8 protein-coding genes are annotated in these 7,266 nt (G+C 72.0%); 6 read left to right on the top strand and 2 right to left on the bottom strand.

Features of this window, described 5'->3' with window-relative positions; genetic code table 11:
* Positions 1–119: 119 nt before the first annotated feature.
* Positions 120–725, bottom strand: coding sequence for a dTDP-4-dehydrorhamnose 3,5-epimerase (gene rfbC / locus ACIGXE_RS01840; protein ID WP_399741494.1), 606 nt, complete (start codon positions 723–725; stop codon positions 120–122).
* Between the two features lie 28 nt (positions 726–753).
* Positions 754–1,632: a glucose-1-phosphate thymidylyltransferase RfbA gene (gene rfbA / locus ACIGXE_RS01835; protein ID WP_399741491.1), complete on the bottom strand. Its 879-nt coding sequence runs from the start codon at positions 1,630–1,632 to the stop codon at positions 754–756.
* A gap of 126 nt (positions 1,633–1,758) precedes the next feature.
* On the opposite strand from rfbA, the gene rfbB reads away from it, so the two are divergent.
* The 6 genes from rfbB (at position 1,759) to ACIGXE_RS01805 (ending at position 7,077) form a co-directional block, all read left to right on the top strand.
* Positions 1,759–2,745, top strand: a complete 987-nt coding sequence (gene rfbB / locus ACIGXE_RS01830; protein WP_399741488.1) for a dTDP-glucose 4,6-dehydratase — start codon at positions 1,759–1,761, stop codon at positions 2,743–2,745.
* Entirely contained in the window at positions 2,745–3,641 is an 897-nt protein-coding gene (rfbD, locus tag ACIGXE_RS01825; protein ID WP_399741486.1) for a dTDP-4-dehydrorhamnose reductase, read from the top strand. The genes rfbB and rfbD overlap by 1 nt, the downstream gene beginning before the upstream one ends.
* The gene (locus ACIGXE_RS01820) at positions 3,638–4,906 is read left to right on the top strand and encodes a lipopolysaccharide biosynthesis protein (RefSeq protein ID WP_399741483.1); all 1,269 of its coding nucleotides are present in this window, start codon (positions 3,638–3,640) and stop codon (positions 4,904–4,906) included. The genes rfbD and ACIGXE_RS01820 overlap by 4 nt, the downstream gene beginning before the upstream one ends.
* 145 nt (positions 4,907–5,051) lie before the next feature.
* Complete coding sequence (locus ACIGXE_RS01815) at positions 5,052–5,426, top strand: DUF2304 domain-containing protein (RefSeq protein WP_399741480.1); 375 nt, start codon at positions 5,052–5,054, stop codon at positions 5,424–5,426.
* Complete coding sequence (locus ACIGXE_RS01810; protein WP_399741477.1) at positions 5,423–6,157, top strand: glycosyltransferase family 2 protein; 735 nt, start codon at positions 5,423–5,425, stop codon at positions 6,155–6,157. Before ACIGXE_RS01815 ends, ACIGXE_RS01810 begins: the two co-directional genes overlap by 4 nt.
* Positions 6,154–7,077 carry a glycosyltransferase family 2 protein gene (locus tag ACIGXE_RS01805; RefSeq protein WP_399741474.1) on the top strand — a complete coding sequence of 308 codons (924 nt, stop codon included), beginning with the start codon at positions 6,154–6,156 and terminating at the stop codon, positions 7,075–7,077. The genes ACIGXE_RS01810 and ACIGXE_RS01805 overlap by 4 nt, the downstream gene beginning before the upstream one ends.
* Positions 7,078–7,266 lie beyond the last annotated feature (189 nt).

Below are 7,266 nucleotides of genomic sequence, written 5' to 3'. Positions count from 1 at the left end.
GCCCCCGCGTTTTTTGCCCCACTTTTGGGGGGCCCCCACCGGCGCGGGGGGCCAACCGGGGGGGCCCGGGGGGCCCCCCCGGGGGGGCCCGGCGGGCCCGCCGCCGCGGACAGGGGGGCTCAGCCGCGCTCGGCGAGCGAGGCCCGGAACGCCAGGCACTCCTCGTACACCGGCAGGATGCCGGCCTCACGGGCCTGCTCCAGGGTCGGGCCCTGGGCGTCCTTGGCGGACAGCTCGGGCTCGCCGTCGACGGGCCAGTCGATGCCGATCGCCGGGTCGAGCGGGTGGATCGTGCGCTCGCGCTGCGGCGCGTACCCCTCGGAGCAGAGGTAGGTGACGGTCGCGTCGTCGGTGAGGGCGCAGAAACCGTGGCCGAGGCCCTCGGAGAGGTAGACGGCCTTGCGGTCCTGGTCGTCGAGGCGCACGGCCTCCCAGCGGCCGAAGGTCGGCGAGCCGACCCGGACGTCGACGATGATGTCGAGCACCGCGCCGCGCACGCAGGTCACGTACTTCGCCTGGCCGGGCGGCACGTCGGCGAAGTGGATGCCGCGCACGACCCCGGCGGCGGAGACGGACAGGTTGCCCTGCTTCAGACCGAGCGGGTGACCGACGGCCTCGGCGAGCACGTCGGCCTTGTACCACTCGAGGAAGAGGCCGCGGGCGTCCCCGTGCTGCTGCGGGACGAACTCCCAGGCACCCTCGATGCCAAGCGGGTTGACCTTCATGGAAAGGGTCGGTCCTCTCTGCGGGCCGTCAGGCCTGGTCGGCTTCGTACGCGAGCAGGTCGAGCAGGTAGTTCCCGTAGCCGCTCTTGGTCAGCGGCTCGGCGAGGGCGCGCAGCCGCTCGGCGTCGATGAAGCCGGCCCGCCAGGCGGCCTCCTCCAGGCAGCCGATCTTCATGCCCTGGCGCTCCTCGACCACCCGGACGTACTCGGAGGCCTGGACGAGGGACTGGAAGGTGCCGGTGTCGAGCCAGACGGTGCCGCGGTCGAGGACCGAGACCTGGAGCTCGCCGCGCTCGAGGTAGTGCTTGTTGACGTCGGTGATCTCCAGCTCGCCGCGGGCGCTGGGCTCCAGGCCCTTGGCGATCTCGACGACCCGGCTGTCGTAGAAGTAGAGACCCGGCACCGCGTAGCGGGACTTGGGGTTCTTCGGCTTCTCCTCGATGGAGCGGGCGACGCCGTTCTCGTCGAAGTCGACGACACCGTACGCGGTGGGGTCGGAGACGGCGTGGGCGAAGACCACACCGCCCTCGGGCTGCGCGTACTTGGCCAGCTGACGGCCGAGGCCGACGCCGTGGAAGATGTTGTCGCCGAGGATCAGGGCGACGGGCTCGTTCCCGATGAATTCCTCGCCGATGACGAATGCCTCGGCAATTCCGTTCGGGTGCTCCTGGGTCGCGAACTGGATGTCCAGTCCGAAATCGGACCCGTCGCCCAGAAGGCGCTCGAACTGCGGGCGCTCCTCCGGTCCGGTGATGATCAGAATCTCCCTGATCCCCGCCATCACGAGGGTCGACAGGGGGTAATAGATCATCGGCTTGTCGAAGACCGGCATCAGCTGCTTCGACACGGCTCGGGTGATCGGCCACAGTCGGGAGCCGGTACCACCGGCAAGCAAAATTCCACGCATGGGCACGCAGCCTACGGCAGCGTGCCGGGGCCGCTCACCATCGCCGCCGGGGGGCGACCGTGAGAACGGCCACGGAACGGCCGGCGAACTGGTGGCGGAAGCCGAGCCCATAGAATGGTGGCCCTTATGAGGATTCTCGTCACCGGCGGCGCCGGGTTCATCGGTTCACAGTTCGTGCGGGCACTGCTCTCCGGAGAGCTGCCCTCGGGTGAAGGCGCCCAGGTCACCGTCCTGGACAACCTCACCTATTCGGGCAACGAGGCCAATCTCGCCCCGGTGGCGGACCGGCCCGGCTACACCTTCGTCCACGGCGACATCCGCGACTACGCGACGGTCGACGACGCGATGCGCGGCCAGGACGCGGTCGTGCACTTCGCCGCCGAGTCCCACGTGGACCGCTCGATCCTGGACTCCTCGCCGTTCGTCACCACGAACGTGCTGGGCACCCAGGTCCTGCTCGACGCGGCCAAGCGGCACGGCGTCGGCCGTTTCGTGCACGTCTCCACGGACGAGGTCTACGGCTCGATCTCCGAGGGCTCCTGGACCGAGGACTGGCCGCTCGCGCCGAACTCCCCGTACTCGGCCTCCAAGGCGGGCTCGGACCTGCTGGCCCTGTCGTACCACCGCACGCACGGCATGGACGTCGTCGTGACCCGCTGCTCCAACAACTACGGGCAGTACCACTTCCCCGAGAAGATGATCCCGCTGTTCACCACGAACCTGCTGGACGGGAAGAAGGTGCCGCTGTACGGCGAGGGCCTGAACATCCGCGACTGGCTGCACGTCTCGGACCACTGCCGGGGCATCGAGATGGTGCTGCGCGGCGGCCGGGCCGGTGAGGTCTACCACATCGGCGGCGGCACCGAGGTCACCAACAAGGAGCTGACCGGGATGCTCCTCAACGCCTGCGGCGCGGGCTGGGACATGGTCGAGCACGTCGAGGACCGCAAGGGCCACGACCTGCGCTACTCGCTGTCGATCGCCAAGATCCAGGAGGAGCTCGGCTACCAGCCGCTCGTCACCTTCGAGCAGGGCCTCGCCTCGACCGTCGCGTGGTACCGCGACAACCGCGCCTGGTGGGAGCCGCTGAAGGCCAAGGCGGCGCTGGCCTGATGAGCGCCGAAGCCCCCCTCCGCTGGCTGATCACCGGTGCCGCCGGAATGCTCGGCCGTGACCTCGCCGAGGTCCTGGCCGAGGCCGGCGCGGACGTCACCGCGCTGACCCGCGCCGAGCTCGACATCACCGACGCCGAGGCCGTGCGCGCGGCCGTGGCCGGCCACGACGTGGTCGTCAACGCGGCCGCCTGGACCGACGTCGACGGCGCCGAGACCGAGGAGGCCGCGGCCACCCGGATCAACGGCGAGGGGCCGCGGGTCCTCGCGGCGGCCTGCGCCGAGAGCGGCGCCGTGCTGCTGCAGGTCTCCACGGACTACGTCTTCCCGGGCGACGCCACGGAGCCGTACCGGCACGACGCCCCGACCTCCCCGGTGAACGCCTACGGCCGCGGCAAGCTGGCCGGCGAGCGGGCGGTGGCCGAGCTGCTGCCCGAGCGCGGCTACGTGGTGCGCACGGCCTGGCTGTACGGCGCGCACGGCCGGAACTTCGTGTCGACGATGCTGGGCCTGGCCGAGCAGCGCGAGACCGTCGACGTCGTCGACGACCAGCGCGGCCAGCCGACCTGGACCCGCGCCCTGGCCCGCCAGCTGCGGGACCTGGGCGAGGCGGCCGTCGCGGGCCGGGCCCCGGCGGGCGTCTACCACGGCACCGCTTCCGAGACGGCGACCTGGTTCGACCTGGCGCGGGCGGCCTTCGAGCTGACCGGCCTGGACCCGGAGCGGGTGCGGCCGACCACGTCGGAGAAGTTCGTGCGCCCCGCGCGCCGGCCCTCCTACAGCGTGCTCGCGCACGAGCGCTGGGCCGAGGCGGGCGTCGCCCCGCAGCCGCACTGGCGCGACCAGCTCACCGAGGCGCTGAAGACCATGGCGCCGGGCGGACGGTCCGGCGCGTGACCCTGCTCGACCGCATCACCACGGCCCTGCCGCGCGGCACCGCCTTCGTCGGTGTCGGCACCGCGCTGCTCGGCGGGGCCAACTACGTGCACCTCGCGGCGGCCGGGCACTCGCTGTCCGTCGACGACATGGCGAGCTTCTCCGTCCTGTGGACGGTCGTCGCCTCGATAGGCCTCGGCCTGTTCTTCCCGGTCGAGCAGGAGGTCACCCGCGTGGTGGCCGCCCGGGTGGTGGCCGGCGACGGCGCCCTGCCCGTGCTGCGGCGCGGGGCGGCGCTCTCCTTCGGGCTGCTGGCCGCGGTGCTGCTGCCGCTCGCGCTGTTCGCGGGGCCGATCGCCGACCTCTTCTTCCACGGCGACCGTTCTCTGGTGCTCGCCCTCGGCGGCGCCTTCGCGGCGCTGGCCTGCGCGCACGTCACCCGTGGCGTGCTGGCCGGACTGGGCCGCTTCGAGGCGTACGGGCTGCAGCTGGGCCTGGACGGCCTGCTGCGGATCGTGCTGTCGGTGGCCCTGGCGCTCGGCGGGGTCACCTCCGCGTTCGTGTTCGCCGCCGTGATGACCGTGGCGCCGCTGGTCTCGGTGCTCGCCACGCTGCCGCCGGTGCTGCGCGGGGCGCGGCCCGGTTCGACGGCGCACTGGCGGGAGCTCATCGAGCACCTGGGTCTGCTGGTCGGATCGACGCTGCTGGCGCAGGTGCTGGTCAACATCGCGGTGATCAGCACCAAGCTGATCGCCACGGACGACAGCGCCCTGGTGGCCGCGCTGCTCTCGGCGCTGGTCCTGGCCCGGGTGCCGCTGTTCGCCTTCGGCGCCTTCCAGGCCTCGCTGCTGGCGGGGCTGTCGACGGCGCAGGCCGAGGGCGACAGCCGTGGCTACCGACGGTTGCTGCTGCGGGCGAGCGGGATCACGGCGGGCCTGGGCGCGGCCTTCGGCGTCGGCGCGGTCGCGCTGGGGCCCCTGCTGCTGCCGGTACTGTTCGGTTCGCCGGACGTGCTGGGGCCGGTGGACTTCATGTGGCTGGCGCTCGGCACGACGCTCTACATGCTGGCCATGGTGCTCGGTCAGGCGCTCCTCACGAGTGGCGCCGCACGGCAGCAGTTGCTGGCCTGGATCGTGGGAACGGGCGTTCTCCTGGCGGTCACGCTGAGTCCGCTGGAGCTGCGCACCAGGGTCGAGGTCGCCTACGCCGTGGGGTCACTGGCGGTGGTCACCGTGATGACCCTCGTTCTTCGCTCTCGTGTAGGCTACCGTTCGGTCCACTCATAGGAATGATCACCATTCCCTCACTCTCCGTAACCCCACGACGGACAGTGGGCTGCAGCCTTACGGCGCCTTTTGACCCCCACTTCGGAAGTAGACAGGCCCTTTCCATGAGTCGTCCGATAGACCGGAGCCCCGCGTGAAGTTGTGGATGCTGACTTCGGTCACCGGAGTCTTTCTCGTCGCGTGCATCGTCGAGCTGCTGCGCCGCCGCAAGCTCAAGGAGAAGTACGCGTTCCTGTGGGTGCTCACCGGACTGGTGATCATCCCGCTCGGCTTCTTCCCGACCGGTCTCGACTCGGTCGCCCGCGCGGTGGGCGTGGCCTCGGGCGTCAGCCTGATCCTCTTCCTCAGTGTCGCGTTCCTCTTCATCGTCTGCCTCCAGCTCAGCTGGGAGGTGGGTCACCTGGAAGAGGAGGGCCGCACACTTTCGGAGGAAGTGGCCTTGCTCCGCATCGACGTACAGGAACTCCGCGGGCAGCTCGCGCGGGAGAACGACGAGGCTGCGCAGGGGGGCCGCAAGTGATCGACGGCAAGCGCGTACTCATCATCATGCCCGCGTGGAACGAGGCCGAGGGCGTCGCCGACGTCATCAAGGAGGTCCACACCACGCTCCCGGGCGTCGACGTCCTCGTCGTGGACGACGGCTCGGCCGACGACACCAGCGCGGTGGCCCGCGGCGCGGGCGCGACCGTGATGACGCTCCCGTACAACCTCGGCGTGGGCGGCGCCATGCGCGCCGGCTACCGCTACGCGCACGACCGCGGCTACGACGTCGCCATCCAGGTCGACGCCGACGGCCAGCACGACCCGCGCAACGTGCCCGAGCTCCTGGCGCGCCTGGACACCGGCGCCGACCTCGTCATGGGCGCGCGCTTCGCCGGCACCGGCGACTACGAGACCCGCGGCCCCCGCAAGTGGGCCATGAAGGTGCTCGCCTTCTGGCTGTCGCGGATGGCGAAGACCAGGCTCACCGACGTCACCTCCGGCTTCCGCGCCTCCAACCGCGACCTGATCGACGTCTTCGCGCACTGGTACCCGGTGGAGTACCTGGGCGACACCGTGGAGTCCACGATCGCCGTCGTCCGGGCCGGCTACCGCGTCGAGCAGGTGCCCGTCGCGATGCGCCCGCGCGCCACCGGCACCCCCAGCCAGTCGCCGTGGAAGGCCACGCTCTACCTGGGCCGGATCGGCATGATCCTGCTGCTCGCGCTCAGCCGCCGCTCCGCCCTCGGCCCCAAGGGGAAGGGCAAGTGACCGCGGTGCGCAGGACAGAAGGCCTCGGCACGCTCGACATCATGCTGCCGCACTACGGCGACACCGCCCTGATGCAGGCCGCGGTGCGCAGCGTGCTCGACCAGACCGACGAGGACTGGCGGCTGACCGTCGTCGACGACGGCAAGGAGCCGGACGTCCCCGAGTGGTTCGCCTCCCTGGGCGACAGCCGGGTCCGGTACCAGCGCAACGAGCAGAACCTGGGCATCACCCGGAACTTCCGCAAGTGCGTCGACCTGGTGGAGTCCACCCACTTCACCATGCTCGGCAGCGACGACCTGCTGCTGCCGGGCTACGTCGCGACCATGCGCGCCGCCGTCGCGGCCGTGCCCGACGCGGCGATCTACCAGCCCGGCGTCGAGGTCATCGACGAGCACGGCAACGCCTCCACGACGCTGGGCGACGAGGTCAAGAAGCGCCTGTACGCCCCGAAGAACACCGGCCGGCGGCTGGTGCTCCAGGGCGAGCCGCTCGCGGCGAACCTGCTCGGCGGCAACTGGCTCTACTTCCCCTCGATCGTGTGGCGCGCCGACGCCGTCAAGGAGATCAGCTTCCGGGAGGACCTCTCGGTCATCCAGGACCTGGCGCTGATCATCGAGCTGATCCGGCGCGGCGAGAAGCTCGTGGTCGAGCCGGCCACCGCCTTCCGCTACCGGCGCCACTCGGGCAGCCTGTCCTCCTCGGAGGCCGTGTCCGGCGCCCGCTTCGGCGAGGCCGTCCGCTTCTTCAACGAGGTGGCCGACGAGCTCGACGGGCACGGCTGGCCGAAGGCCGCCCGCGCCGCCCGCCGCCACCTGTCGATGCGCCTGCACGCGCTGACGATGGTCCCCGGGGCCCTGCGCCACCGCCAGTCGGCCGCCTTGCGCAGTCTCCTGGGGTACGCCCTGACCAACGCGCGATGACCGTCCCCCGCGGGGGGGGGGGGGCCCCCCCCCCCCCCCCCCCCCCCCCCGGGCCCGCGGCCCCCCCCCCCCCCCCCCCCCCCCCCCCCCCCCCCCCCCCCCCCCCCCCCCCCCCCCCCCCCCCCACCACCACCCCCCCCCCCCCCCCCCCCCCCCCCCCCCCCCCCCCCCCCCCCCCCCCCCCCCCGT

This window comes from Streptomyces sp. NPDC053431, assembly GCF_044544925.1.
GTDB lineage: Bacteria > Actinomycetota > Actinomycetes > Streptomycetales > Streptomycetaceae > Streptomyces.
The sequence above is the reverse complement of the archived record's forward strand: the minus strand, read 5'-3'. Positions and strand labels throughout refer to the sequence as shown.